Genomic DNA, 25984 nt, shown 5'->3' with positions numbered 1-25984 from the left:
TGGGCCGCCGGGGCGCTGCCCTCCTAGGATCGCGGGCATGCACGAGCAGCCTGAGCACGCGCCGTACGGTCCCCTGCCCGAGGGCGGCACGGTCCGCCCGATCACCCGGTGGGGCACCCCGGTGATGCACCGCCCGCAGGAGAAGGTGACGTCGTACGACGACGAGCTGCGCGCGCTGGTCGCCGACATGGTCGCGACCATGTACGCCGCCGACGGGGTCGGCCTGGCCGCCTGCCAGATCGGCGTCGACAGGGCCGTCTTCGTCTTCGACTGCCCCGACGAGTCGGGCGAGCGCACCGTCGGCGTGGTCTGCAACCCCGAGCTCGAGCTGCCCGAGGGCAAGGAGCGCAACCTCGACGACTCCGATGAGGGCTGCCTGTCCTACCCCGGCGCGTTCGTGCCCTGCGCGCGCCCCGACACCGCCACCGTGACCGGCACCGGCCTCGACGGCCAGCCGGTCACCTTCACCGGCGACGGCCTGCTGGCCCGCTGCCTGCAGCACGAGACCGACCACACCCGGGGCACCGTCTTCGGCGACCGCCTGCCCACCAAGCAGCGCAAGAAGCTCGCCAAGGAGCACGACAAGCTCGTCGAGGCGTACCCCGAGGGCTGGCCGACCGACTGAGGTCGCTGGCGCCTGCAGGAGTCCCCGGTCGGCCGGGGACTCCAGCACTTGTGGGGTGTTGCAACCCCTGACATGCGCATGAGTCCCCGGTCAGCCGGGGACTCCTGCAGGGTCAGCGCCGCGCGGTGACGTAGCAGGCCACCGCCGAGGCGGCGGCGACGTTAAGCGAGTCGATGCCCTCGTGCATCGGGATGATCGCTCGCCGGTCGGCACTCTCCTGCCAACGCTCGGAGAGCCCGTGGCCCTCGGAGCCCAGCACCAGGGCGACCAGGTCGAGCCCGGCGACCGCCTCCTCGACCGGCACCGCGTCGTCGGCGAGGGTGAGCGCCACGGTGGTGAACCCGCGCGCCGACAGCGCCGGCAGGGCGTCGTACCACTCGGGCAGGCGGGTCCAGGGCAGCGTGAAGACCGCGCCCATCGACACCTTGATGGCGCGCCGGTAGAGCGGGTCGGCGCACCGCGGCGCGAGCAGCGCGGCGTCGAAGCCGAGGGCGGCGCCGCTGCGCAGGATCGCGCCCACGTTGGTGTGGTCGACGATGTCCTCGAGCACCAGCACCGAGCGGGCCCCGGCCAGGACGTCGTCGACCGGCACGGACGGGCGGCGCTCGAGCGAGGCGAGAGCCCCGCGGTGCACGTGGAAGCCGGTCACCTGCTCGGCGAGCTCCTCGCTCATCACGTAGCAGGGCGCCTCCGAGCGCTCCAGCACGTCGGCGAGGCCGTCGAGCCAGCGCGGGGCCATCAGGAACGAGCGGGGCGCGTAGCCGGACTCCACCGCCCGGCGCACCACCTTCTCCCCCTCGGCCAGGAAGAGGCCGTGCTCGGCCTCCAGGTCCTTGCGCAGCTGTACGTCGCGCAGGTCGCGGTAGTCGCGCAGCCGCGGGTCGTCGGCCTCGGTGATCTCGACCAGCTCGGCCACGTCAGTCCTCCCCGAAGTCCCCCGGTCGCACCGTGACCGGCTCGGCGTAGCGCCCCGGCCGGGCGACGGCGACGACGTCGCCGACGACGATGATCGCAGGTGCCCGCACGCCCTCGGCCACGATGTCGTGCGCCAGCTCGCCGAGGGTGCTCAGCACCGTGTGCTCCTCCGGCATCGTGCCCTCCACGACGACCGCCACGGGGGTGGAGGCGCGTCGGCCACCGGCCATCAGCGTCTCGGCGATCACCGGCGCGTTCTGCACCGCCATCAGCAGCACGATCGTGCCGCGCATCCGCGCGAGCGCCTCCCAGTCGACCAACGACTGCGGGTGCCCGGGCGGCACGTGACCGGTCACCACGGTGAACTCGTGGGCGACGCCGCGGTGGGTGACCGGGATGCCCACGCCGGCCGGCACCGAGATCGCCGACGTCAGCCCGGGCACGACGCTGACCGGCACGCCGGCGGCGCGGCAGGCCAGGATCTCCTCGAACCCGCGTCCGAAGACGAAGTTGTCGCCGCCCTTGAAGCGCACCACCCGCTTGCCCTCGAGGGCGCGGTCGACGATGACCTCGTTGATGGACTCCTGGGTGGCCTGGCGCCCGCGCGGCAGCTTCGCGACGTCGACCAGCTCGACGTGGGCGGGCAGCTCGTCGAGCAGCTCGCGCGGGGCCAGCCGGTCGGCGACGACCACGTCGGCGCTGGCCAGCGCGTGCCGGGCGGCCACCGTGGCGAGCTCGGGGTCGCCGGGCCCGCCGCCGACCAGCACCACGCCGGCGGTGCGCTGGTGGGCGTCGCGCACGGTCAGCCGGCCGTCGCGCAGCGCCGTCATCACCTCGTCGCGCACCGCCGCGGAGCGCCGCGGCTCGCGGTTGGCCAGCACCGCCACCGTCACGCCGTCGTGGCGACCGACCGCGGGGGTCCAGGCGCTGGCCTCGCGGGCGTCGTCGGCGCGGGTGCAGAAGACCCGTTGCGCCTCGGCCTCGGCCAGCACCGCGGCGTTGACCTCCGCGTCGTCGGTGGCGGCCACGACGTACCACGCCCCGTCGACGTCGCCGGGCTCGAAGCGGCGCGGGACCAGGGTCAGCTCGGCGCCCAGGCCCTCGAGGGCGGGCGTGACCTGGGGGGCCACCACGACCACGTCGGCGTCTGCGGCGATCAGGGCCGGCACCCGGCGCTGGGCGACCTGTCCCCCGCCGACCACCAGCACCCGGCGACCGGCCAGGCGCAGCCCCACGGGGTACGGCGGCGCCTCGGTCGCGGCGCGACGGGTCCCGTCGGCGGTCGGGTCCTCGGAGTGCTCAGCCATGGCCCCATGCTGACCCTCGAGCCGTCCCCGAGGGTGCGCTGACCGGGTGGTGGTCACTGCGCGTCGGCCGGGCTACGTTCGGCTACATGAGCAACCTCGAGCGTCCCGTTGCCCCGAACCCCTACGACCTCCTGCCCCCGGTGCCGTCCTTCGATGTGACCAGCACCGACGTGAGCGACGGCCAGCCGCTGACCGACGCCCAGGTCGGCGACGGCGGGAACTCCTCGCCCCAGCTGTCGTGGAGCCGCGCCCCGGAGGGCACCAAGAGCTTCACGGTCACCTGCTTCGACCCCGACGCACCGACGCCCAGCGGCTTCTGGCACTGGGTGCTGGTCGACCTGCCCGCCGACACCACCGAGCTGCCCGCCGGCATCGGCGCCGAGGACGCCGAGCTGCCCGGGCAGGCGTTCATGTGCCGCAACGACACCGGCTCGAAGGCCTTCGCCGGCGCCGCCCCGCCCCCGGGCGACATGCCGCACCGCTACTTCTTCGTGGTGCACGCCGTGACCGAGGAGACGCTGGGCGTCGACTCCGACGCCACCCCGGCCGTGGTCTCGTTCAACCTGGCCTTCAAGACCGCCGGCCGGGCGATCCTGCACGGCACCTACCAGCACTGAGCCGATCCCGGGCCACACATTGAGCAGGTGTCAGCCCGTCGGCCCCGCGCCCGCCCGGCGCAACAGCTCCTCGAAGGGCGTGGGGTCGGCGAGCCGCTCGTCCTCGGTGGGCCGGGTGCGGGTGGTCGCCGTGCCGCTCAGGAGGGCGACCAGCTCGCCGGCGGCGCGCTCCACCCGGTCGTCCAGGCCCGCGTCGCCGAAGTCGTCGGTCGCGGCGAACACGCCGGTCGGCGCGACGACCGCCCGCAGGTGCGCGAAGAGCGGGCGCAGCGCGTGGTCGAGCACCATCGAGTGCCGAGGCGTCCCGCCGGTCGCCGCGACGACCACGGGCGTCCCCTCGAGCGCGTCCCGGTCGAGCACGTCGACGAAGGTCTTGAAGAGCCCGCTGTACGACGCCGCGTAGACGGGCGTGACCGCAACCAGCGCATCGGCGCCGTGCACGGCCTCCAGCGCCGCCGCGAGCTCCTCCCCCGCGAAGCCCGTGGTGAGCCGGTCGGCCAGCGGGTGCGCGAGCCGGCGCAGCTCCACGCGCTCGACCTCGACCCGGCCCTCGGCCTCGCCGCCGAGGCGGCGTACGACGGCGGCGGCGAGGCGGTCGGCGAGCAGCGTGGTCGACGACGGGACGCCCAGGCCGGCGCTGAGCACCACCAGACGCGTCATGCGGGCACCTCCTGGTCGGCACGGGCCGCGACGAGCGCGGCGTGGGTCGGGGCGTCGGGCACGTGGGCGGGTCGCCCCTCCGCGAACCCGGCACGCAGGTCGGGCAGGATCTCGCCGAGCAGGTCGAGCTGCTCGAGGACGGTCTTCAGCGGCAGCCCGGCGTGGTCGACGAGGAACAGCTGGCGCTGGTAGTCGCCGACGTGCTCGCGGAAGCCGAGCGTCCGCTCCAGCACCTGCTGCGGCGACCCGACGGTCAGGGGCGTCTGCGAGGTGAAGTCCTCCAGCGACGGGCCGTGGCCGTAGACCGGGGCGTTGTCGAAGTACGGGCGGAACTCCCGGACCGCGGCCTGGCTGTCCTTGCGCATGAAGAACTGCCCGCCCAGCCCGACGTAGGCCTGGTCGGCGCGGCCGTGGCCGTAGTGCTCGAAGCGCTCCCGGTAGAGACGCACCATCTGTGCCGCGTGCTCGGGCGGCCAGAAGATGTGGTTGTGGAAGAACCCGTCGCCGTAGTAGGCCGCCTGCTCGGCGATCTCGGGGCTGCGGATCGAGCCGTGCCACACGAACGGCGCCACGCCGTCGAGCGGCCGCGGGGTCGCGGTGAAGCCCTGCAGGGGCGTGCGGAAGCGTCCCTGCCAGTCCACGACGTCCTCGCGCCAGAGCCTGTGCAGCAACGCGTAGTTCTCCACCGCCAGGTTGATGCCCTCACGGATGTCCTTGCCGAACCACGGGTAGACCGGGCCGGTGTTGCCACGACCCATCATCAGGTCGACGCGGCCGCCGGTGAGGTGCTGCAGCGTGGCGTAGTCCTCCGCGATGCGCACCGGGTCGGTGGTGGTGATCAGCGTCGTGGCGGTCGAGAGCAGGATGCGCCGGGTCTGGGCACCGATCCAGGCCAGCGTGGTCGTCGGGGCCGAGGCCACGAAGGGCGGGTTGTGGTGCTGGCCGAGGGCGACGACGTCGAGGCCGATCTCCTCGGCCTTCAGCGCGATCGCGACCTGGGCGCGGATCCGCTCGTGCTCCGTGGGGGTGCGGCCGGTGGTGGGGTCGGTGGTCACGTCCCCGACGCTGAAGATCCCGAGCTGCATGGTGCTGACGCCTCCGAAGTGGTTGAAATGCGAACTGATCGCTCAACCACCGGCCGTGGGCGGATGTTCCCTGCCGTCAGGCGCCGGCGCCGACCGGCTCGGCCACCACGACGACGTTGCTGCGGTAGCCCTGCCCGTCCCAGTCCTCGCAGGTCAGCACCACGAGGCGCCCGTCGACCTCCTGGCTGAAGATCCGTCCGGCGTCGCGGGCGATCCGGCCCTTGTCGTAGACGCGCACGCTGCGCACCTCGTAGGCAAGGTCCCCGCCGGCCGCGCGCACCGTCATCCGGTCGCCGGCAGCGAGGGTCTCCAGGTCGTCGAGCGCTCCCCCGCCACTGTGCACGGTGTGCCCGACGACCAGGGCGCTGCCGGTGGCCGCACCGGGGCGGGCCCCCTGCGACCACCAGCCCAGCCGCTGCGGGTCGCGCGGCGGCACGAGCACCCGGCCGGGCGCCTCGACGGCCAGCACCGGCGCGTCCACCCCGAGGGCGGGGATCCGCAGGCGGTCGGGGTCGCCGGCGGCTCTCTCGGCGTACGTCGCCTCCTCAATGGTGTCCACCCCGGCGGCCGCCGCGTCATCAGAACCGGCCGCGCCGGTCTCCGCGGTGTCGGCGGTGCCAGCGGGGGTCTCGGCACGCGGCGCCTCGTCGCCCGACCGGGTCGCGACGATCGCCGACAGCACGACGACGAGGACGAACCCGGCGACGGCAGCCACGACCACCGGGCGTGGGTGACGGTCGAGCGGGAGGAGCGGCACGTCCCCACCCTGCCCGAGGCGCCCGCGGCTCCAAACCCGGCCCCTCGCGAAGTCCAGGCCGACTCGGCGCGAAGTTCGGGCCGGGTCAGCGCGAAGTCAGGGCCGGGTCGATGGTGGGCAGGCGGTGCAGCACCAGCACGGCGCGGTCGTCGTCACCGCGGGAGACCCGGCGCAGCACCCGGCGCGGCAGGCCGTCGAGGCCGGAGCCGGCAGCCAGCTCGGTGGCGGTGGAGCGCAGCCAGGCGATGCCGGCGTCGATGTCCTCGCCGGGTCGCTCGACGACACCGTCGGTGTAGAACATCAGCGCGTCGCCGGGAGCCAGGCGGCCGCGGCTCGGCTCGGCCTCCGCGTCGGCGGTGACGCCGAGGGCGGTGCCGCGCGCGGTGTCGATGCGCCAGCCACCGTCGGCGCAGTCGAGTCGCAGCACCGGGGGGTGGCCGGCGCTGAGCACCTCGTAGTCACCGGTGCGCAGGTCGAGCACCACGTGCACGGCGGTGGCGAACGCCTCGTCGGACTCCTGGCGCAGCAGGAAGTCGTTGGCCGCCCCCACCAGCCGGCGAGGGGGCACGGCGCCGAGCAGGCCGCCCAGGGCGCCGGCGAACTGCAGCGCGGCGGTGCCGGCGGCGACGCCCTTGCCGACGACGTCGACGAGGATCATCTCCAGGCGCTGCGCCTCGTCGTCGAGGCGGGCGACGAGGAAGTCGCCGGCGTAGCCCACCGAGTCGGCGGCCAGCATCGCGCTCTGGCTGCGCCAGCCCGCGGGCAGGGGCGGGACCACGCCCTGGCGCTGCAGCCGGTCGCGCAGGTCGGAGAGGACCGCCTCGCCCAGCAGGGTCGGCAGCCCGCTGCGCTGCCGGCTCGACTGCAGCAGCACCAGGGCCGCGGCGACCACCAGGGTGATCGTGGCGGTGACCCGGGCCGCGTCGAGCTCCTGCGGGCCGAGGGCGTCGACCACGGCGACGCCGACGGTGCCCAGCACTCCCCAGGTGGTGACCAGGACCAGCGGGCGGAAGCGCAGCAGCAGCATGCCGACCAGCAGCCACACGAAGACCGGCCCCACGGGCGCCAGCCAGTAGGCGAACGAGGAGACCACCAGCGTGGCGGTGACCAGCGCGAGGAGCACCGCGGCCACGTAGCGCTGGCTGGCCGGGCTGCCCGAGCGCCAGCTGTCGACCTGGTCCTGCACGTAGCGGACGACCCGCGTCCACACGTGCGCGGGCCTCGAGGTCACCGGCCGAAGACTAGGCCGTGGGCGCCCTGGCGGGGGCGGACACACCGAAAGGGGTGTTTTCTTGACCCGCTCAAGAGAAGTGGGCAGGGTGGCGGTGATCCACGACCCCCAGGAGGGACCTCGATGACCCAGCACCACGGCTCCACCGCCGGCAACGGCGCCCCCGCCCCGAGCGACCGCAACAGCCTCACCGTCGGCCCTGACGGCCCGATCCTGCTGCACGACCACCACTTCATCGAGCAGATGGCGCACTTCAACCGTGAGCGTGTGCCCGAGCGCAACGTGCACGCCAAGGGCTCCGGCGCCTTCGGCACGCTGGAGATCACCGGCGACATCTCTCGCTACACCAAGGCCGCGGTGCTCCAGCCCGGCGCCCGGACCGACATGCTGGCCCGCTTCTCGACCGTGGCCGGCGAGATGGGCTCGCCCGACACCTGGCGCGACCCGCGTGGGTTCTCGCTGAAGTTCTACACCGACGAGGGCAACTGGGACCTCGTCGGCAACAACACCCCGGTCTTCTTCGTGCGCGACACCATGAAGTTCCCGCACTTCATCCGCAGCCAGAAGCGCCGCGGCGCCAACGGCCTGCGCGACAACGACATGCAGTGGGACTTCTGGACCCTCAACCCCGAGTCGGCCCACCAGGTCACCTGGCTGATGGGCGACCGCGGCATCCCGAAGACGTGGCGGCACATGAACGGCTACGGCAGCCACACCTACATGCTCTACAACGAGGCCGGCGAGAAGTCGTGGGTGAAGTTCCACTTCATCTCCGACCAGGGCGTCGAGTGCCTGACCCAGGAGGACGCCAACCGGATCGCCGGCGAGGACTCCGACTTCCACCGCCGCGACCTCTTCGACACCATCGAGGCCGGGGAGCACCCCAGCTGGACGCTCAAGGTGCAGGTGATGCCCTACGAGGACGCCAAGACCTACCGGTTCAACCCGTTCGACCTGACCAAGGTGTGGCCGCACGGCGACTACCCGCTGATCGAGGTCGGCACGATGACCCTGCACACGAACCCCGAGAACCACTTCGCGCAGATCGAGCAGGCCGCGTTCGAGCCGTCCGCGATCGTCCCGGGCATCGGCTTCTCCCCCGACAAGATGCTGCTGGGCCGGGTCTTCGCCTACTCCGACACCCACCGCTACCGGATCGGGCCGAACTACCAGCAGCTGCCGGTCAACCGGCACCGCGTGGAGGGCGCCTACACCTACCAGTTCGACGGTCCGATGGCCTACGACCACACCGGCGACCGGTCGAAGTACGCGCCCAACTCCTACGACGACCCGTTCTCCGACCTGACCGGGCCGGCCGAGGACGGCTGGGAGACCGACGGCGACATGGTGCGCGACGCCTACACGCTGCGTCCCGAGGACGACGACTTCGGCCAGGCCCGCACGATGGTCAACGAGGTCTGGGACGACGCCGCCCGCGAGCGGTTCGTGTCCAACGTGGCCGGCCACCTGGCCGGTGGCGTCAGCGAGCCCGTGCTCGAGCGGGCCTTCGAGTACTGGCGCAACGTCGACGAGCAGATCGGCAAGCGCATCGAGGACGCCGTGCGCGCTGGCCAGCACGGCGACCCCGCGCCGCACCCCACCGAGGCGCTCGAGACGGTCTGACCCGTCCCGGTCGCACGGGGCGCCGCTGTCCGTAGAGTGGCGCCCCGTGCGTGCCAAGGATCCGGTGCTGGTCAGTGCCCACCGCTGCGGGGCCGGCGGCGACCGGGCGCTGGAGAACACCCGGGTCGCGCTCGAGAACGCGCTCGACCTCGACGTCGACTTCATCGAGTTCGACGTGCAGCGCTGCGCCGACGGCGTCCTGGTGCTCTACCACGACGACTGGATGTGGGTGGAGGAGCGACGGGTGCCGCTGGCGGCGCTGAGCTTCGAGGAGTTCTCGTCGCGGGCGCCGCACTTCCTGCGCTACGAGGAGGTCCTCGCGGCGCTGGCCGGGGTCACCCGCGCCCACATCGACCTGAAGTTCACCTCGCCCGACAGCCTGTACGCCGAGCCCGCGGCCACCTGGGAGGTGCAGGCCGCCCGGCGGGCGGTGCAGGTGCTGGGCGCCGACCAGGTCATCGTCACCACGCTGGAGGACAAGGCGGTGCGCGCGGTGCGCGACTGGTCCGACGCCGAGGGCCACGACCTGCTGGTGGGCCTCTCGCTGGGTCGCAGCGTGCGCGGGCTGCCCTGGCACCGCCAGGTGCGGATCCGGGCCTCCGAGCTGCTCCCCCGGCTGCGCTACACCGAGTCGCGGGCCAACCTGGTGGTGGCCAAGCACACCCTGGCCCGCTTCGGGGTCGCCGCCTTCGCGCGCCGCCGTGGCCTCCCGCTGCTGGTGTGGACCGTCGACACCGAGGACTCCCTGCGCTACTGGATGCGTCCGGGCCGGGCCTGGCTGGTCACCAGCAACGAGCCGGCGCTGGCGCTGACCGCCCGTGACGGCTACCCCCGCCACCGCAGCGGCCGCCCGCCGCGCCCACCACGCGCCCCACGAGCCCCGCGCACCAGGCGCCGGACGGGCTGAGAGACTCCGGTCATGCCGCACAGCGACGCCGTCGACCCCGCCGAGGCCGTCACCGACGTGCTCGGAGAGCCCTGGCTCGCCGAGACCATCGACCTCGGGGAGGACCACGAGGGCCCCCTCGTCGCCACCCTGGTCAGCCACCGCTCTCCCCGGCCCTCCGGTCGTGCGGTGCTCTACGTGCACGGCTTCGCCGACTACTTCTTCCAGACCGGGTTCGCCCAGTGGTGGCTCGAGCGCGGCTACGACTTCTACGCCCTCGACCTGCGCAAGTACGGCCGCTCCATCCGGCCCGGGCAGACCCCGACGTACGTCACCGACCTCGCCGACTACGACGCCGAGCTCGACGTGGCCTGGCAGCGCATCACCGAGCGTGACGGCCACGAGCAGGTCGTCGTGGCGGCGCACTCCACCGGCGGGCTGGTGACCTCCTTGTGGCTCGACCGGCGGCGCCCCGCCGAGCTGGTGGGGCTGGTGCTCAACTCGCCCTGGCTCGACCTGCAGGGCAGCGTGCTGCTGCGCACGGTCGGCACCGCGGTGATCAAGCAGCTGGGTGCGCGCCAGCCGATGCGCGAGATCCGCCGCGACGTCTCGGGCCTCTACGGCCGCAGCCTGCACCGCGACCACGGCGGCGAGTGGGACTTCGACCTGACCTGGAAGCCCCTCGAGTCCTTCGCGGTGTACGTCGGGTGGTTGCGCGCGGTGCGCACCGGCCACGCCCGGCTGCAGCGCGGCCTCGACGTGCCGGCGCCGGTGCTGGTGCTGTCCTCGGACCGCTCGGGGGTGCCCACCGAGATGGGCGACGAGGTGCACAGCGCCGACATCGTGCTGGAGGTGCCGCAGATCCGGCGCTGGGCCACCGCGCTGGGCGCCCACGTGACCTACGTGGCGGTGCCCGGCGCCCGGCACGACGTGGTGCTCTCCCGGCCCGACGCGCGCCGGCGGGCCTACGACGAGATCGAGCGCTGGCACCGCGCGTACGTCGGCGAGGCCACGCCCCCGGGCTGAGCAGCGCCGCTAGGGTCCGGGGCATGAACCCCGTCACCGGACTTTCCTTCGGCCGGATCGCCATCGGCACCGCCGCCCTGGCCCGGCCCGACCTCGTCACCCGCATGTTCGGCGTCGACGTGGCGGCCAACCCGCAGGCGGGATTCGTGGCCCGGCTCTTCGGCTCGCGCGAGGTGGCGCTGGGCGTGGCCACGCTGGCCGCGTCGGGACGCGGGCGCACCGTCCTGGTGCTGCTGGGCGCCGGGGTCGACCTGGCGGATGCCGTGGCCGGCCACCTGGCCCCGCGCGAGCAGGGCCTCGAGGTCCTCGACGCGCGGGTGATGACCGGCGTCGCCTCCGGCGCGGTGCTCTCGGGCCTGCTGGGCCTGCGCAGCGGGACCCGCGGGGCCCGGCCGGGCACCGGCGTCTAGCCGAGCACCAGCACCACGAAGGCGGTGGTGCCGACCGCGACGATCACGGCGCGCAGCAGCAGCGGCGGCAGCCGGCGCCCCAGGTGGGCGCCCAGCTGGCCGCCGACGACGGCGCCGACGGCGATCACCGCGACGATGCGCCAGTCGACGTCGGCCACGGCCACGAACACCACGGCCGCGACCCCGTTGACGGTGCCGGCCAGCACGTTCTTGACGGCGTTGAGGCGCTGCAGGCCCTCCTCGACGCCGATGCCGAGCACCCCCATCAGCAGCACGCCCTGCGCGGCGCCGAAGTAGCCGCCGTACACGCCGGTGGCCAGCACGGCCGGCCACACCCAGGCCGCGCCGTCGCGCGCCGCCGCACCGGGGCCCCGCGAGGCGCGCCGGGCCGCGACCCGGCGCGAGACGGCCGGCTGCACGACCACCAGCACCACCCCGAGCAGCACCAGCACCGGGACGATGGTGGCGAAGGCGTCCTCGGGCAGCACGAGCAGCAGCACCGCGCCGACCGTGCCGCCCAGCAGGGAGGCCACGCCCAGGCGCAGCACCCGTCGCCGCTGCCCCGCGAGCTCGCGCCGGTAGCCCCAGGCCGCGGACAGCGAGCCCGGGAAGAGCCCCACGTTGTTGGAGACGTTGGCCGTCACCGGCGGGACCCCGAAGGCCAGCAGCGTCGGGAAGGTGATCAGCGTGCCGGAGCCCACGACGGCGTTGATGGAACCGGCCGCGACCCCGGCGAGCAGGATCGCGGCCGTCTCGAGCAGGCTCACCGGCAGTCGGTCACTCGGAGCCGCCCTGCGCGGGGTCGGTGGAGGGGTCGGCGTCGGGAGCGGGCTTCGTGGATCCAGCCGCCTCGGCGCGGGCCCTGCCCGGGTTGGCGGCTCGCGCCGCCTCCTCGATGGCGGCCTGCACCGCGGCGTTGCTTGAGCCGCTGCTGCCGGCGGTCTCGGGCACCTTCGGCTCGCTGGGGCCCATGTCGACGCGCTTGAGCGGGCCCTCGACCTCCTGCGGGATGCCCTTGAGGTCGTTCATCGTCGAGCCGAGCCCCTCGAGGGCCTTGCCGATCTCGCTGGGCACGATCCAGACCTTGTTGGCGTCGCCCTCGGCGATCTTGGGCATCATCTGCAGGTACTGGTAGGCCAGCAGCGACTGGTCGGGGCGGCCGTCGTGGATGGCCTGGAAGACGGTCTGGATCGCCTGGCCCTCACCCTGGGCGCGCAGGATCTGCGACTCCCGGTCGGCCTGGGCGCGCAGGATCTGCGACTCGCGGTCGCCCTCGGCGGTCAGGATCGCCGACTGCTTCTGGCCCTCGGCGGTCAGGATCGCGGACTGGCGCTCACCCTCGGCGGTCAGGATCAGCGCGCGCTTGTCGCGGTCGGCGCGCATCTGCTTCTCCATCGAGTCCTTGATGGAGGGCGGCGGGTCGATGCCCTTGAGCTCGACGCGGTTGACCCGGATGCCCCACTTGCCGGTGGCCTCGTCGAGCACCCCGCGCAGCCGGGTGTTGATCTCGTCGCGGCTGGTCAGCGTCTCCTCGAGGTCCATGCCACCGACGATGTTGCGCAGCGTGGTCATCGTCAGCTGCTCGACGGCCTGGATGTAGTTGGCGATCTCGTAGGTCGCGGCCACCGAGTCGGTGACCTGGAAGTAGATGACGGTGTCGATCGAGACCACCAGGTTGTCCTCGGTGATCACCGGCTGCGGCGGGAAGCTCACGACCTGCTCGCGCATGTCGATGACGTAGCGCACCTTGTCGATGAAGGGGACCACGATGTTGAGGCCGGGCGAGAGGGTGTTCTTGTACTTGCCGAAGCGCTCGACGATCGCGGCCCGCGCCTGCGGCACGATCCGGATCGTCTTGGCGAGCACGACGGCGACGAACAGGAACAGCACCGCGGCCACGATGAGGATGGCGAGACCCATGAGTTCTCCTCGGGTGTTGGGACGTGCTGGGTGGTCGAGCAGGTGATCGTGCGGGTGGTCGTGCGGGTGGTCAGGACTCGAGGCGCGGGACGGGGTGCACGTAGGCCGTGGCGCCGCGGATCTGCAGCACCTCGACGGTCTCACCCGGCTCGATGGTGGTCATCGTGTCGTACGGCGCTGCCGTCCACTCCTCGCCCGCGAGGCGGACCCGGCCCACGTCGGTGGCGCTGATGCGCACCGTGACCTGGCCCTGGGTGCCCAGGAGCCGGTCGTGGCCCAGGGTCAGCTCGGGCCCGCCGTGCAGCCGAGCGACCAGGCGCGGGCGCAGCAGCGTCAGCGTGGCCAGCGAGGCGCCCGCGGCGGCGAGCAGCTGCAGGGCCAGCGGCAGGTCGAACGCGCCGGCCACGGCACCGGTCAGCGCCCCGACCGCCAGCATCATGAAGATCAGGTCGAGGCTGAACATCTCGACGACGCCGAGGGCGGCCGCGAGGCCGAGCCAGGCGACCCAGCTGTTGTCGCTCCACCACTCCATGACCTCACCCTACCCAGACGTCGGTGCGGGTCTTTACCTGACGCGGCCGTGGAGGCCGGTGCGGGCTCAGTGGGCCCGGGTGCGGCGCCGAGCGGTCCAGCGCTCGTCCTCGTGCGTGACGTGCAGCGGCATGCCGAAGGTCGCCGACAGCGCCGACTCGGTGAGCACCTGGTCGAGCAGCCCGGCCTCGACGACCCGGCCCTCGCGCAGCAGCAGCGCGTGGGTGAAGCCGGGCGGGATCTCCTCGACGTGGTGGGAGACCAGCACCGTGGCCGGCGAGTCGGGGTCGTAGGCCAGCATCGACAGGGTCGCGACCAGGTCCTCGCGCCCGCCCAGGTCGAGCCCGGCGGCCGGCTCGTCGAGCAGCAGCAGCTCGGGGTCGCTCATCAGCGAGCGGCAGATCTGCACCCGCTTGCGCTCGCCCTCCGACAGGGTGCCGAAGGTCCGGTCGGCCAGGTGCAGCGCGCCCAGCTCGCGCAGCAGCGACTCGGCGCGCTCGTGGTCGAGCTGGTCGTAGTCCTCGCGCCAGCGGCCCACGACGGCGTACGACGCCGACACGACGAGGTCGCGCACCGTCTCGCCGCGGGGGATCCGCTCGGCGAGCGCGGCGCTGGTCAGCCCGATGCGCGGGCGCAGCTCGAAGACGTCGACGGTGCCCAGGACCTCCTCCAGCACGCCCGCGACGCCGTCGGAGGGGTGGATCTGCGCGGAGGCCAGCTGCAGCAGCGTGGTCTTGCCGGCGCCGTTGGGGCCCAGCACCACCCAGCGCTCGTCCTCCTCCACGGTCCAGCTGACCCGGTCGAGCAGGGTGGCCTCGCCTCGGCGGACGGAGACGTCGGCGAACTCGAGGACTGCTGCCATGGCGTCACCCTAACCACCGGCGTACCCTCACCCGCCGTGACCTCACCCCTGCCCGCCGCCGCCCGTCTCGCCTGGTGGGGCACGTCGTGGCTGCGGGGGCACGTCGCGGCCGACCTGGTGGTCGACGCGGTCATCGACGACCAGGCCACGCACGCCGTCGCCGGCCTGGGGGCGCTGGGCCTGGGCGGGGAGGGCACCGAGACCCTGCTGGGCGGGCTCGCGCGGCTGCGCGTGGAGGGCGCCGACACCATCGGCGCCGCCTTCGGGGTCGAGGGCGACCCGGTCGGGCTGGGCGGCCCGCCGTCCTTCAACGCCGCCGCGCTGGAGGCGGGCGAGGCGGCCGTGGTCACCGGCGCCGGCATGCGGACGCTGCCCGGAGCCCCCGGCTGCGTCGGGCTGGTGCCGCAGGTCGTGGGCGCCGCGACCACCTGGGTGGCCGAGCCGGCCGCGCGCCGGCAGCTGCCCGACGTCGGCGAGGCCGACCGGGGGCTGCGGGCTGCCCTGCCGCAGACGGCCGACCTGTTGGCCCGCCTCGAGGTCGCCCGGTGGCGCCCCGAGGTCGCCGACCGGCTGATGGACCTGCGCCACCGCGACGGCCTGGACGCCCCGCCGGGGGTGCCGGCGCGCTGCGTCGAGCTCGCTGCCCGGGGCCTGCAGGCCCTGGAGATCGCCGAGCTGGCGCTCGAGGACGACGGGGGCGCCATCAGCGCCGCCGAGGCCGAGGCGCGTGCGCAGGCGCTGCGCCCGCTCGCACGGGCCGGGCGCCGGGCGCTGGTGGCGGCCTGCTCGCCGGAGGTGTGGCCCCCGGCCTGACCGGCTCCGCTCCCCCGCCGACACGGCCCGCAGGGGTGGGGCGCGGAGCCCGGTGTGTGACGTAAAGAACCGATGACGGACCATGTGCGCATGCGCAAGAGCTCGTGGTGGCGTTTCATCGTCGCCGTCCTGGTCCTGACCGGTGCCGTCCTGCTGACCCTGGGATCGACGCCCAAGCTGGGCCTGGACCTCTCCGGAGGCACCCAGATCACCCTGGAGGCGAGCTCGACCGACACCGTCGAGGCCAACGCCGAGAACACCGACCGCGCGGTCGAGGTGCTCCGCGAGCGCGTCGACGCCCTGGGTGTCACCGAGCCCACCCTGGTGCGCTCCGGGGAGAACCGCATCCTCATCGAGCTGCCCGGCGTCGAGGACCCCCGCGAGGCCGCCGACGTGATCGGCCGGACCGCGCGCCTGACCTTCCACCCGGTGCTCGGCACCGACCCGAGCATCGTGGGCAACACCGGCGAGGAGCCCGAGGAGGGCTCGCAGCAGCCCGACACCGACCAGCAGGGCCGCTTCGTGACCACCGACGAGGACGGCTCCCCGCTCGTGCTCGGCCCCGCCCAGCTCGAGGGCGACGACGTCTCCAGCGCCACCGCCGGCATCCAGGAGCAGGGCGTGCAGTGGGTGGTCGACGTCGAGTTCGCCAGCAAGGGCCAGGACGCCTGGGCCTCCCTGACCGGCGACGCCGCCTGCTTCCAGCAGGGTGACCCGCAGCGCCGCGTCGCGATCGTCCTCGACAGCGAGGTCATCAGCTCCCCGCAGGTCCAGGACTCCACCTGCGACGTCGGCCAGCTCGGCGGGCGCACCCAGATCAGCGGCAGCTTCACCGAGGCCTCCGCGCAGAACCTGGCCCTGCTCATCGAGGGCGGCGCGCTGCCGCTGCCGGTCGAGATCATCTCCCAGCAGGTCGTGGGCCCCACGCTCGGCGACGAGGCCATCGACGCCTCCTTCCAGGCCGGCCTCATCGGTCTGCTGCTCACCGGCCTGTTCATCACCTTCGCCTACCGCCTCTCCGGCTTCCTGGCCGTCGTGGCGCTGGGCTGCTACGCGCTGATCTCGTACGCGATCCTGATCGCGCTCGGTGCGACCCTCACGCTGCCGGGCCTGGCGGGCTTCGTGCTGGCCATCGGCATGGCGATCGATGCCAACGTGCTGGTCTTCGAGCGCGCCAAGGAGGAGAGCTCGGAGCAGAAGGCGCCACCGGCGAAGGCGATCGCGACCGGCTTCTCGAAGGCCTGGTCGGCGATCCTCGACTCCAACGTCACGACCCTGCTGGCCGGTGGCCTGCTCTTCTTCCTGGCCACGGGCCCGGTACGCGGCTTCGGTGTCACCCTGACGATCGGTGTCGTCGCCTCGATGTTCTCGGCGATGGTCATCAGCCGGGTGCTCGTGGAGTTCGCCGCCTCCCGCAAGGCCGTGCGCCGCCGCCCGGCGCTGACCGGCTTCGCGAAGACCGGCAAGGTCCACGACGTGCTCCTCGAGCGCAACCCCGACATCATGGGCCGCTCGAAGATCTGGCTGGTCACGTCCGCGGCCGTCGTGGTGGCCGCGCTGGCCGGCATCGGGATCAACGGGCTCAACCTCGGCGTCGAGTTCACCGGCGGCCGGGTCCTCGACTTCACCACCTCGCAGGCCGCTGACGCCGGCGACGTCGAGACCGTGCGCGCCGACCTCGACGACGCCGGCTTCGACGACGCCGTCGTGCAGACGTCCGGCGACGGCGACCTGGTGGTCAAGGTCGGCGACGTCGACAACGACCAGGCACAGGTCATCCGCGACACCGTCACCGCCGCGGTACCCGGCTCCGACCTCGAGTCCGACTCGCTGATCGGGCCGTCCCTCGGTGACGAGCTGCGCAACAAGGCGCTGATCGCGCTCGGCATCGCCCTGGCCGCCCAGATGGTCTACCTGGCGCTGCGCTTCCGCTGGGTCTTCGGCGCCTCGGCGGCGATCGCGATGCTGCACGACGTCTCCATCGTGATCGGCGTCTTCGCCTGGCTGGGCCGCCCCGTCGACGGGGTCTTCCTCGCCGCCGTGCTGACCGTCATCGGCCTCAGCGTCAACGACACCGTCGTCGTCTTCGACCGGGTGCGCGAGAAGTGGCGTGGCACCCGCGAGGGCGGCGCCACCTTCGCGGAGTCCTGCAACGAGGCCGTGCTGGCCACCGTGCCCCGCACGATCAACACCGGCCTGGGCACGATGTTCATCCTGGGCGCGCTCTTCGTGCTCGGTGGCGACTCGTTGACCGACTTCGCGCTCGCGCTGCTCATCGGCCTGCTCGTCGGCACCTACTCCTCGGTCTTCACCGCGACGCCGCTGGCGGTGCTGATGCACCGGGTGTGGCCGGTCGAGCCGCGCGAGCCGCGTTCCAAGCGGGTCGAGCGGGCGCCCGACGACAGCGGCGCCGTGATCTGAGGCTCATCTGAGCCTCACCTGAGCCGGGCCAGGTAGTGCCCGGCGTGGCGCAGGTCGCGGACCCGGCGCTCCCAGGTCGTGCCCGCCACCAGCAGCAGGGCGCCGGCGGCCGCCAGCAGGACCCACTGCGGGGTGGCGGCGGCGTACGGCGCCAGCTCACGCAGCACTAGCAGCCCGCCGGCGACCGTGCCGACCAGCAGCGGCGCCTGCCAGCCCAGACGGGCGCCGCCCAGCACCAGCAGCAGGCAGCCCAGGCCCAGCAGCAGGGCGCGCCACGAGACGGGATCCTCGGCCAGCACCCACAGCAGGCTCGGCAGCACGGCCAGCACCAGACCGGGCAGCAGGGTGGCCACGGAGCTCCGCTCGGGGGCCCGGCGCAGGGCCCGCAGCCCGACGACGAGCAGCGCCAGTGCGGTGGGCGCGGTGTAGGCCTCCGGCGCCTCGACGCCGATGTCGGCCAGGCGCACCCAGGTCGCCGCCGCGAGCAGCAGGCCGCCGGCCCAGGCGACCCGGCGGCGCCGGTCGTCGGTGAGCGCCCGGGCCACCAGCAGCGCGCCCAGGAGCGTGAGGTGCAGCGCCAGCGACACGGAGAGGTCGCCCGCGGCCAGGACCCCGGCGAGGACCGGCCAGGGCGCCACCAGCACCGCGGCGACGTCGACCTCGGCGCGTCGCGCCAGCAGCGCCAGGACACCCACGACCAGCACCGTGGCCCACCCCCGGTGGGCCACGTCGACACCGGCCAGGTCGCCGGCCGCCCACAGGGCGGCCGCTCCCGCGAGCGGCAGGGCCGCCCAGGCCTCCACCGCACCCGCACGCCCCGCGAGGGCCCGGTAGCTGCAGGCAGCCACCACGACACCGGCCGCGAGGGCCGCCAGCGCGGCGCTGGGCAGGGCGAGGACGCCGCCGACGGCCCCGAGCGCGAGACCAGACCACACCGCACGCCGGCTCCCCAGCGCCACCGGGGCAGCCGCGGTCAGTGCGACCGGCAGCACCACCGCCGCCAGGGGTGCGTCGAGCAGTGCCGCCGTGGCCAGGCCCGCCACGGCTAGCGCCGCGCCCACGACGACCGCCGTGCGGCGCAGCCGGGCGGCCGGAGCCGCACCCAGCGCGGCCACGCCCAGGGCGAGCACCGCCGGCACCAGCAGGCGGGGGTCCCAGGCGCTCGCGGGCGCGTCGACGCGCACCCCCACCGTGGCGTCGTACGCCGCCGCGACGCCGAGCAGCGCCTCCAGCGCGACGGCGTGCAGCGACACGACGGCGACCAGCACGGGCGCCACGAACGCGAGGGCGACGCCGGCCGGGACGACCCGTCGTCGAGGCAGCACCCGGGCGGTGCCCGCGGCCGCCAGGCCCCACACCGCCACCAGGGCGCCCGTGGCCACCAGCACGGCATCGGCACCCTCGTCGAGGGCCGGCAGCACGAGCACCAGGCTGCCCAGCGCCATCGCCACCACCTCGGGCACCACGGCCGCCGCGCTGCGGCGCACGGCCGGGTCGAGCAGCGGGAGCAGCGCCAGCGCGGCGGCCACCAGCAGCCAGGTGACCCCGCCCTCGGCCCACAGGCCGCGCAGGCTCAGGTCTGCGGCGTTGTCGACGAGCGAGATCGCCAGCAGCACCAGCCAGGCCACGCCGCCGACCACGCCCGCGGCGACCCGCAGCACCGTCAGCCGGGTGCGGACCGCCAGCACCACCAGGGCCGCCGCCGCCACGACGCAGCCCGCCCACACCCCGGAGGCGCTGGCCGCACCGCCGTCGGCGGTGCGCTCCTCGACGAACGCCGCGAGCGAGCCGGCGAGACCGAGCAGAGCCGGGGCGGTGACAAGCTGGGCCACGACCGGACGTGCGCCGGCGAGCCGCAGGTGCAGCCCGGAGAGCACGAGGCACACTGCGACGAGGACCGCCCCGAGCACGACACCGGAGCCGCTGGTGCCGGGCTCGGGCGCCCAGCCCGACTCCCCCGCGCCCAGCACGTCGAGCACCACGAGACCGAGGGTGACCGCGCACAGCGCCTCCGCGGCCGCGACCAGCTCGCGCCGCGAGAGCAGCACCGACGCCGCGCCGGCCGAGACGGTGAGCACCAGCAGCACCGTGGTGCGACCCGCCACCCCGAGCCACGACCAGGCGACCGCCAGGAACACCACGGCGGCGACCAGCAGGCAGGCGGCGCCCAGGGCGAGCAGCAGCTGCGGCACCGTCGCCTGGGCCAGCCCTCGTCGAGCCAGTCCTCGGCGGGCCCGCCCCGCCAGCGCCGGCGTCGCCGCTGGGGCGGGCGCGGTGGCGCGGGCGCGCAGCCGGACGACCAGGTCGTCGGCGTGGCGCAGCGTGGACAGCAGCTCGTCGGCCAGCGGGTCGCGCAGCGGCAGCCCGCAGCGCGGGCACGTGTCGGGCTCCGGCGGCAGCACCGCCCCGCAATCGGAGCACAGGTCGGGGCGGGCGTAGGTGGGCATGGGTCCAGCACACCGCGCCGGGGCCGGCGCCGCCACGGTCCAAGGGCTCAACCGTCTGGGTACGGGTGCTCACCGCCCCGCGCTGCGACGCTAGCCTCGTGCCTGCGATGAACCAGCCACCTCCGCCGCCCGAGGGCGTACGCCCCGAGACGCTCCTGATCACCCTGACCGGTCGCGACCGCCCGGGCGTGACGTCCGCGGTGTTCGCGACCCTGGCGCGGGCCGGGGTGGAGGTCGTCGACCTCGAGCAGATCCGGTTGCGGCGCCGCCTGATCCTCGGCGTGCTGGTCACCGTGCCCGACGACGCCGCCGGTCTGCAGCGCGCCGTGGAGGAGACCGCGACCTCGCTCGACATGAGCGTCGAGGTCGAGGCCGGCACCGGCGACACGCGGCCCCCCGCCCGGGGAGGCTCGCACGTGACCGTGCTCGGCACGCCCCTCACCGCCTCGGCGATGGCCGCGGTGGCGGGGCGGATCGCCGAGGCCGGCGCCAACATCGACCGCATCGAGCGGATGGCGCGCTACCCCGTCACCGCCTTCGACCTGCACGTCTCGGGCGCCGAGCCCGAGCGGCTGCGCGAGCTGCTGGCCCTCGAGGCCGCCAGCCAGGGCATCGACGTGGCCGTGCAGCCCGCCAACCTGATGCGTCGCGGGATGCGCCTGATCGTGATGGACGTCGACTCGACGCTCATCCAGGGCGAGGTGATCGAGATGATCGCCGCCCACGCGGGCTGCGAGGCCGAGGTCGCCGAGGTCACCGAGCGCGCGATGCGCGGCGAGCTCGACTTCGAGGAGTCGCTGCGCTCGCGGGTGGCGCTGCTCGAGGGGGTGCCGGCGCGTGCCCTGCACGAGGTCTACGACGCCATCCAGCTGGCCCCCGGCGCCCGCACGATGGTGCGCACCCTGCGCCGCCTGGGCTACCGCTTCGCCATCGTGTCGGGCGGCTTCACCCAGATCACCGACCGGCTGGCCACCGAGCTCGGCATCCACTTCGCCCGCGCCAACGAGCTCGAGATCGTCGACGGGCGCCTGACCGGCCGCATCGTCGGCGAGGTGGTCGACCGGGCCGGCAAGGCGCGTGCGCTGCGCGAGTTCGCCGACGAGATCGGTGTCGACGTCGCCTCCACCATCGCGATCGGCGACGGCGCCAACGACCTCGACATGCTCGCCGCCGCCGGGCTGGGCATCGCCTACAACGCCAAGCCGATGGTGCGCGACGCCGCCGACACCTCGGTCAACGTGCCCTACCTCGACGCGATCATCTACCTGCTGGGGATCAGCCGCGAGGAGGTGGAGGCCGCCGACCGCGCGGTCGGCATCACCACCCCCGCGCCGCCGCTGTGAGGCTCAGCCGCGGGCCACGTGGTGGGCCAGCACCGTCGCCGACTCCTCGGCCAGGTCGGCCCACGGCGTGCTGACTGCGAAGATCGTCAGCGCGCTGGTCGGGTAGCCGCCGAGGAGCGCCGTGACCGCCTCGGGGTCCCCGTCGCCGTCGTCGAGCACGTGGGCCAGCGAGCCGATGGTCGGGTTGTGTCCCACCACCACCAGGGTGCGCACCTGCGCCGGCACCAGCCGCACCAGGTCGAGGGCCGCGTCGGTGCCGGCCTCGTAGAGGCCCCGGTCGAGGTCGGCGGCCAGCTCCCAGCCGGCGCCCGCGCACATCTGCTCCCAGGTCTGCGCGGTGCGCACCGCCGAGGAGACGAGCGCGTGGTCGGGGGCCACGCCCTGCTCGGCCAGCCAGCGCCCGGCGGCAGCGGCGTCACGGCGCCCGCGGGCGCTCAGCTCGCGCACGGCGTCGGTCGAGGCCGCGTCCACGGCCTGGGCGTGCCGGGCCAGGACCAGGCGTCGGGGGGAGGTCTCGCTGCTCACCGGCCCACTCTCTCAGCCGCACCGACGACGATCCAGCACCGGCCGGCACCGGCGATCCCGCGGCACCTGCGGGGTGAGGTGGCTCATGCCCTAGCGTGTCGCCATGCCCAGAGGTCCCCTGATGATCATCGGCGGCGCGGAGGACAAGCTGCGCCGCCGTACCGTCCTGCAGGACTTCGTCACCGCCAGCGGTGATCGAGAAGCCCGCATCGTCGTCATCCCCACCGCGTCCTCGATCGGCGAGGAGATCATGGCGGTCTACGACGCGCTGTTTCGCAAGCTCGGGGCCACCGAGGTCTCCGGCGTCGACCCGGCCTCCCGCGAGGAGGCCCACGACGAGGCGCTGGTCAAGCAGCTCGACGACGCCACCGGCGTCTTCATGACCGGCGGCAACCAGCTCAAGCTCTCGGGCATCCTCAACGGCACCCCCGTCGGCGACGCGATCGTGCGCGCCCACCACCGGGGCGCGGTCGTGGCCGGCACGTCGGCGGGCGCCAGCATCCAGTCCAGCCACATGGTGGCCTTCGGCTCCGGCGGCGCCACCCCCAAGCAGCGGATGACCCAGGTCGCCGGCGGCCTGGGCCTGCTGGCCTCCTCCGTCATCGACCAGCACTTCGAGCAGCGCAACCGCTACGGCCGGCTGCTGATGATCGTGGCCCAGAGCCCCCAGCTGCTCGGCATCGGCGTCGACGAGGACACCGCGGCCACCGTCACCCACGAGGTCGACGAGGAGACCGGCGATGAGCGCGAGCTGCTGCGGGTCAGCGGACGTGGCGCGGTCACCGTGATGGACGGGTCCCGGATGATCACCAACGCGTTCGAGGCCAAGCGCTCCGCGCCGCTGCTGGCCAGCGGCGTCGTGCTGCACGTGCTGCCCGCGGGTGCGACGTACGACCTGACGAGGCGTGAGCTGCTCCCCGGCGAGACCGAGGTCGACCCCGAGGACGCCGCCGAGCTGGAGGAGGTCGGCAAGGACCTGCGCCGGATGGCGCGCGACATCGCCGCCTCCGACGCCTCGCCCACCGTGCTCAAGCGCCGCATGGCGCGGCTGCGCAAGCTCCGCTCCGCGGAGCAGTCACCGCTCGAGGACCCGCCAGTGAGCACCACCGAGAACGGAGCCAACCGATGACCGAACGGCCCACCCCCGACCTCAGCATCATCGAGACGCGGGTCTACCGCGGCGCCAACATCTGGTCCTACGACCGGGCGATCCACCTCGTCGTCGACCTCGGTGTCCTCGAGAAGTACCCGACCAACACCCTGCCCGGCTTCACCGACCACCTGGTCGCGATGCTCCCGGGCCTGCGCGAGCACTCCTGCTCGCGCGGCAAGCGCGGCGGCTTCGTCGAGCGTCTGCACGAGGGCACCTGGCTGGGCCACGTGGCCGAGCACTGCGCGCTGGCGCTGCAGCAGGTCGTGGGCCACGACGTGCGCCGCGGCAAGACCCGCCAGGTCAAGGGCCGCGAGGGCGTCTACAACGTCATCTTCGGCTACGCCGACGAGCAGGTCGGCCTGGCCGCCGGCCGCCTGGCCGTGCGCCTGGTCAACCACCTCGTCGAGGCCGACCCCGAGTTCGACTGGGACGTCGAGCTCGAGGAGTTCATCCGCCGCGCCCAACGCACCGCGTTCGGCCCCTCGACCCAGGCCATCATCGACGAGGCCGTCTCGCGCGACATCCCCTGGATCCGGCTCAACCAGCACTCGCTGGTCCAGCTCGGCCAGGGCGTCCACGCCCAGCGCATCCGGGCCACGATGACCTCGCAGACCTCCTCGATCGCCGTCGACATCGCCTCCGACAAGGACCTCACCACCTCGCTGCTCTCGGCGGCCGGCCTGCCGGTGCCCAAGCAGGAGTCGGTGCGCACCGTCGAGGGCTGCGTGCGCGCGGCCGAGCGGATCGGCTACCCGGTCGTGGTCAAGCCGCTCGACGGCAACCACGGGCGCGGCGTGTGCCTGGACCTGCAGGACGAGAAGGAGGTGCGCGAGGCCTTCGAGGTCGCGCGCGAGCAGTCGCGGCGCGGCTACGTCATCGTCGAGTCGTTCGTGCTCGGCAAGGACTACCGCTGCCTGATCATCGACGGCAAGGTCGCCGCGATCGCCGAGCGGGTGCCGGCCTCGGTGGTCGGCGACGGCTCCTCGAGCGTCGAGCAGCTCGTCGACACCGCCAACGCCGACCCGCGCCGCGGCGTGGGCCACGAGAAGGTGCTGACCCGCATCAAGGTCGACGAGGCCGCCGTCGAGCTGGTGCGCGAGCAGGGCTTCGAGATGTCCGACGTGCCGCCGGAGGGCACCACCGTGCGCCTGGCGCTGACCGGCAACATGTCGACCGGCGGCATCTCCATCGACCGCACCTTCGAGGCGCACCCCGAGAACGTCGAGATCGCCGAGGAGGCCGCGCGGATGGTCGGCCTCGACATCGCCGGCATCGACTTCATCTGCCCCGACATCACCGAGCCGGTGCGCGAGACCGGCGGCGCGATCTGCGAGGTCAACGCCGCCCCCGGCTTCCGGATGCACACCCACCCGACGATCGGCGAGCCGCAGTTCATCGCCAAGCCCGTCGTCGACATGCTCTTCCCGCCCGGCGCCAAGTCGCGGATCCCGATCGTGGCGGTGACCGGCACCAACGGCAAGACCACCACCTCGCGGATGATCAGCCACATCTTCAAGGGGATGGGCCGCAAGGTCGGCATGACCTCCACCGACGGCGTCGTCATCGACGAGCGCCTGGTGATCCGCGCCGACGCCTCGGGGCCGCGCTCGGCCAGGATGGTGCTGCAGAACCCGCGCGTCGACACGGCCGTCTTCGAGGTCGCGCGCGGCGGCATCCTGCGCGAGGGCCTGGGCTACGAGCGCAACGACGTCGCCGTGGTGCTCAACGTCGCCCCCGACCACCTCGGCCTGCGCGGTATCGACACCGTCGAGCAGCTGGCCGACGTCAAGGCCGTCCTGGTCGAGGCGGTGCCGCGCGACGGCCACGCCGTGCTCAACGCCGACGACCCGCTGGTGCGCAACATGCGCCGGCGCTGCTCGGGGCAGGTGGTGTGGTTCTCGATGGACGAGCCCGGCAGCGAGACCCGCGAGATGATCGACGCGCACTGCCGCCGCGGGGGCAAGGCACTGGTGCTCAACCCCTCCGAGCGCGGCGAGATGATCGTGGTCAAGCACGGTCCCCGCGAGATGCAGCTGGCCTGGACCCACCTGCTGCCGGCCACCTTCGGCGGCAAGGCACGGATGAACGTGCAGAACGCGCTCGCCGCGGCCGCCGCGGCGTTCGCCACCGGCGCCCCGCTGCACGACATCCGCCAGGGCCTGCGCTCGTTCTCGACGAACTACTACCTCTCCCCCGGTCGTCTCAACGAGATCGAGGTCAACGGGGTCAACGTCATCATCGACTACTGCCACAACGCCCCGGGCATGCGGATGCTGGGCGACTTCGTCGACCGGGTCGGCGACTCGCTGGAGGGCTCGCACGACCTGGCCCGCCCCTCGCGGATCGGCGTCATCGCCACCGCCGGCGACCGGCGCGACCAGGACATGCGCGAGCTCGGTGAGGTCGCCGCGCAGCACTTCGACGTCGTCGTGGTGCGCGAGGACGAGGCGCTGCGCAAGCGCGAGCGCGGCGAGACCGCGGCGCTGGTGCTGGAGGGTGTGCGCTCCGCGATGGCCGCCGGAGCCCGCTGCAAGCAGGTCGAGCAGATCCTCGAGGAGAACGACGCGGTGCGCCGCGCCATGTCGCGCGCCAACCGCGGCGACCTCGTGGTGCTGTGCGTCGACCGGCACGCCGCGGTGATGACCGAGCTCGAGAACTGGTCGCCCCAGGCCCAGGCCGGTGCCGGCTTCTCCGACGACTCCCTGGCCGACCCCGACTACGTCGCCACCCCCACCCCCGAGGCCTGACGAGCAGTCACTTCCGCACCACTGAGCAGTGGGGGGGGGGGGGGGGGGGGGGGGCCGCCGCCAGGGGGAGAGCGGGGGAC

The 25984-nt window shown here is 73.8% G+C and carries 22 protein-coding genes and 1 pseudogene; 11 read left to right on the top strand and 12 right to left on the bottom strand.

The features are described 5' to 3' along the window. The first annotated feature begins 37 nt into the window (after nucleotides 1-37). Nucleotides 38-625: a peptide deformylase gene (def, locus tag QWJ41_RS10970; protein WP_302708154.1), complete on the top strand. Its 588-nt coding sequence runs from the start codon at nucleotides 38-40 to the stop codon at nucleotides 623-625. Between the two features lie 112 nt (nucleotides 626-737). On the opposite strand, the gene QWJ41_RS10965 is transcribed toward def, so the two are convergent. Together QWJ41_RS10965 and cobA are read right to left on the bottom strand one after the other, a co-directional pair. After that, complete coding sequence (locus QWJ41_RS10965) at nucleotides 738-1541, bottom strand: TrmH family RNA methyltransferase (RefSeq protein ID WP_302708152.1); 804 nt, start codon at nucleotides 1539-1541, stop codon at nucleotides 738-740. Nucleotide 1542: 1 nt separating this feature from the next. Beyond that, entirely contained in the window at nucleotides 1543-2847 is a 1305-nt protein-coding gene (gene cobA, locus QWJ41_RS10960; RefSeq protein ID WP_302708150.1) for a uroporphyrinogen-III C-methyltransferase, read from the bottom strand. Nucleotides 2848-2933: 86 nt separating this feature from the next. Here cobA and QWJ41_RS10955 point away from each other — a divergent pair, with 86 nt between their 5' ends. Beyond that, on the top strand, nucleotides 2934-3464 hold the full coding sequence (locus tag QWJ41_RS10955; protein ID WP_302708148.1) for a YbhB/YbcL family Raf kinase inhibitor-like protein: 531 nt from the start codon (nucleotides 2934-2936) through the stop codon (nucleotides 3462-3464). Between the two features lie 30 nt (nucleotides 3465-3494). Here the strand turns inward: QWJ41_RS10955 and QWJ41_RS10950 are convergent, their stop codons facing one another. From QWJ41_RS10950 to QWJ41_RS10935, 4 genes are all read right to left on the bottom strand, one after another. After that, nucleotides 3495-4124 (bottom strand): CE1759 family FMN reductase, encoded by a 630-nt coding sequence (locus QWJ41_RS10950; protein WP_302708147.1) that lies wholly within the window; start codon nucleotides 4122-4124, stop codon nucleotides 3495-3497. Next, nucleotides 4121-5209 carry an LLM class flavin-dependent oxidoreductase gene (locus QWJ41_RS10945; RefSeq protein ID WP_302708146.1) on the bottom strand — a complete coding sequence of 363 codons (1089 nt, stop codon included), beginning with the start codon at nucleotides 5207-5209 and terminating at the stop codon, nucleotides 4121-4123. Before QWJ41_RS10945 ends, QWJ41_RS10950 begins: the two co-directional genes overlap by 4 nt. Nucleotides 5210-5285: 76 nt before the next feature. Next, nucleotides 5286-5966, bottom strand: coding sequence for a class F sortase (locus tag QWJ41_RS10940; RefSeq protein ID WP_302708144.1), 681 nt, complete (start codon nucleotides 5964-5966; stop codon nucleotides 5286-5288). Nucleotides 5967-6051: 85 nt separating this feature from the next. After that, nucleotides 6052-7197, bottom strand: coding sequence for a PP2C family protein-serine/threonine phosphatase (locus tag QWJ41_RS10935; protein WP_302708142.1), 1146 nt, complete (start codon nucleotides 7195-7197; stop codon nucleotides 6052-6054). 123 nt (nucleotides 7198-7320) lie between these two features. Between QWJ41_RS10935 and QWJ41_RS10930 the strand changes: the two are divergent. From QWJ41_RS10930 to QWJ41_RS10915, 4 genes and pseudogenes are all read left to right on the top strand, one after another. Further along, nucleotides 7321-8760: pseudogene (locus QWJ41_RS10930) on the top strand (catalase); the annotation flags it as partial. 106 nt (nucleotides 8761-8866) lie between these two features. Further along, nucleotides 8867-9727 carry a glycerophosphodiester phosphodiesterase gene (locus QWJ41_RS10925; protein WP_302708140.1) on the top strand — a complete coding sequence of 287 codons (861 nt, stop codon included), beginning with the start codon at nucleotides 8867-8869 and terminating at the stop codon, nucleotides 9725-9727. 12 nt (nucleotides 9728-9739) lie between these two features. Beyond that, nucleotides 9740-10732 (top strand): alpha/beta hydrolase, encoded by a 993-nt coding sequence (locus tag QWJ41_RS10920; protein WP_302708139.1) that lies wholly within the window; start codon nucleotides 9740-9742, stop codon nucleotides 10730-10732. Between the two features lie 23 nt (nucleotides 10733-10755). Continuing rightward, entirely contained in the window at nucleotides 10756-11142 is a 387-nt protein-coding gene (locus QWJ41_RS10915) for a DUF4267 domain-containing protein (protein WP_302708137.1), read from the top strand. Here QWJ41_RS10915 and QWJ41_RS10910 read toward each other — a convergent pair. The 4 genes from QWJ41_RS10910 to QWJ41_RS10895 form a co-directional block, all read right to left on the bottom strand. Then, entirely contained in the window at nucleotides 11139-11909 is a 771-nt protein-coding gene (locus QWJ41_RS10910; RefSeq protein ID WP_302708136.1) for a sulfite exporter TauE/SafE family protein, read from the bottom strand. The two genes, QWJ41_RS10915 and QWJ41_RS10910, sit on opposite strands and share 4 nt — an antisense overlap. Before the next feature lie 10 nt (nucleotides 11910-11919). Further along, nucleotides 11920-13062 (bottom strand): SPFH domain-containing protein, encoded by a 1143-nt coding sequence (locus tag QWJ41_RS10905; protein WP_302708134.1) that lies wholly within the window; start codon nucleotides 13060-13062, stop codon nucleotides 11920-11922. A gap of 70 nt (nucleotides 13063-13132) precedes the next feature. Further along, entirely contained in the window at nucleotides 13133-13594 is a 462-nt protein-coding gene (locus QWJ41_RS10900; protein WP_302708132.1) for an NfeD family protein, read from the bottom strand. Nucleotides 13595-13660: 66 nt separating this feature from the next. After that, on the bottom strand, nucleotides 13661-14455 hold the full coding sequence (locus QWJ41_RS10895) for an ABC transporter ATP-binding protein (RefSeq protein WP_302708130.1): 795 nt from the start codon (nucleotides 14453-14455) through the stop codon (nucleotides 13661-13663). A 36-nt stretch (nucleotides 14456-14491) separates the two neighbouring features. Between QWJ41_RS10895 and QWJ41_RS10890 the strand changes: the two genes are divergently transcribed. Both QWJ41_RS10890 and secD read left to right on the top strand, forming a co-directional pair. Then, nucleotides 14492-15268: an Rv1486c family protein gene (locus tag QWJ41_RS10890; RefSeq protein WP_302708128.1), complete on the top strand. Its 777-nt coding sequence runs from the start codon at nucleotides 14492-14494 to the stop codon at nucleotides 15266-15268. Between the two features lie 90 nt (nucleotides 15269-15358). Then, a complete protein-coding gene (secD, locus tag QWJ41_RS10885) occupies nucleotides 15359-17689 on the top strand; it encodes a protein translocase subunit SecD (protein WP_302708126.1) in 2331 nt (776 codons plus the stop codon). Nucleotides 17690-17703: 14 nt separating this feature from the next. On the opposite strand, the gene QWJ41_RS10880 is transcribed toward secD, so the two are convergent. Beyond that, entirely contained in the window at nucleotides 17704-20136 is a 2433-nt protein-coding gene (locus QWJ41_RS10880) for an SCO7613 C-terminal domain-containing membrane protein (RefSeq protein WP_302708124.1), read from the bottom strand. 107 nt (nucleotides 20137-20243) lie between these two features. Here QWJ41_RS10880 and serB point away from each other — a divergent pair, with 107 nt between their 5' ends. Next, the gene (serB, locus tag QWJ41_RS10875) at nucleotides 20244-21479 is read left to right on the top strand and encodes a phosphoserine phosphatase SerB (protein ID WP_302708122.1); all 1236 of its coding nucleotides are present in this window, start codon (nucleotides 20244-20246) and stop codon (nucleotides 21477-21479) included. A 3-nt stretch (nucleotides 21480-21482) separates the two neighbouring features. Here serB and QWJ41_RS10870 read toward each other — a convergent pair whose 3' ends face one another. Next, nucleotides 21483-22004, bottom strand: a complete 522-nt coding sequence (locus QWJ41_RS10870; protein WP_302708121.1) for a SixA phosphatase family protein — start codon at nucleotides 22002-22004, stop codon at nucleotides 21483-21485. Between the two features lie 103 nt (nucleotides 22005-22107). On the opposite strand from QWJ41_RS10870, the gene QWJ41_RS10865 reads away from it, so the two are divergent. Then, complete coding sequence (locus QWJ41_RS10865) at nucleotides 22108-23133, top strand: cyanophycinase (RefSeq protein WP_302708119.1); 1026 nt, start codon at nucleotides 22108-22110, stop codon at nucleotides 23131-23133. After that, nucleotides 23130-25904, top strand: coding sequence for a cyanophycin synthetase (cphA, locus tag QWJ41_RS10860; protein WP_302708117.1), 2775 nt, complete (start codon nucleotides 23130-23132; stop codon nucleotides 25902-25904). Before QWJ41_RS10865 ends, cphA begins: the two co-directional genes overlap by 4 nt. Nucleotides 25905-25984: the final 80 nt, after the last annotated feature.

The organism is Nocardioides cremeus (assembly GCF_030518195.1).
GTDB classification, from domain to species: domain Bacteria; phylum Actinomycetota; class Actinomycetes; order Propionibacteriales; family Nocardioidaceae; genus Nocardioides; species Nocardioides cremeus.
The sequence above is the reverse complement of the archived record's forward strand: the minus strand, read 5'-3'. Positions and strand labels throughout refer to the sequence as shown.

Excerpts from the sequence above, each read along its gene's own strand:
- def (WP_302708154.1), top strand. The coding sequence starts at position 38 with ATGCACGAGCAGCCTGAGCACGCGCCGTACGGTCCCCTGCCCGAGGGC.
- cobA (WP_302708150.1), bottom strand. The coding sequence starts at position 2,847 with ATGGCTGAGCACTCCGAGGACCCGACCGCCGACGGGACCCGTCGCGCC.
- QWJ41_RS10955 (WP_302708148.1), top strand. The coding sequence starts at position 2,934 with ATGAGCAACCTCGAGCGTCCCGTTGCCCCGAACCCCTACGACCTCCTG.
- QWJ41_RS10950 (WP_302708147.1), bottom strand. The coding sequence starts at position 4,124 with ATGACGCGTCTGGTGGTGCTCAGCGCCGGCCTGGGCGTCCCGTCGTCG.
- QWJ41_RS10945 (WP_302708146.1), bottom strand. The coding sequence starts at position 5,209 with ATGCAGCTCGGGATCTTCAGCGTCGGGGACGTGACCACCGACCCCACC.
- QWJ41_RS10920 (WP_302708139.1), top strand. The coding sequence starts at position 9,740 with ATGCCGCACAGCGACGCCGTCGACCCCGCCGAGGCCGTCACCGACGTG.
- QWJ41_RS10915 (WP_302708137.1), top strand. The coding sequence starts at position 10,756 with ATGAACCCCGTCACCGGACTTTCCTTCGGCCGGATCGCCATCGGCACC.
- QWJ41_RS10905 (WP_302708134.1), bottom strand. The coding sequence starts at position 13,062 with ATGGGTCTCGCCATCCTCATCGTGGCCGCGGTGCTGTTCCTGTTCGTC.
- QWJ41_RS10900 (WP_302708132.1), bottom strand. The coding sequence starts at position 13,594 with ATGGAGTGGTGGAGCGACAACAGCTGGGTCGCCTGGCTCGGCCTCGCG.
- QWJ41_RS10895 (WP_302708130.1), bottom strand. The coding sequence starts at position 14,455 with ATGGCAGCAGTCCTCGAGTTCGCCGACGTCTCCGTCCGCCGAGGCGAG.
- secD (WP_302708126.1), top strand. The coding sequence starts at position 15,359 with ATGCGCAAGAGCTCGTGGTGGCGTTTCATCGTCGCCGTCCTGGTCCTG.
- QWJ41_RS10880 (WP_302708124.1), bottom strand. The coding sequence starts at position 20,136 with ATGCCCACCTACGCCCGCCCCGACCTGTGCTCCGATTGCGGGGCGGTG.
- serB (WP_302708122.1), top strand. The coding sequence starts at position 20,244 with ATGAACCAGCCACCTCCGCCGCCCGAGGGCGTACGCCCCGAGACGCTC.
- QWJ41_RS10865 (WP_302708119.1), top strand. The coding sequence starts at position 22,108 with ATGCCCAGAGGTCCCCTGATGATCATCGGCGGCGCGGAGGACAAGCTG.
- cphA (WP_302708117.1), top strand. The coding sequence starts at position 23,130 with ATGACCGAACGGCCCACCCCCGACCTCAGCATCATCGAGACGCGGGTC.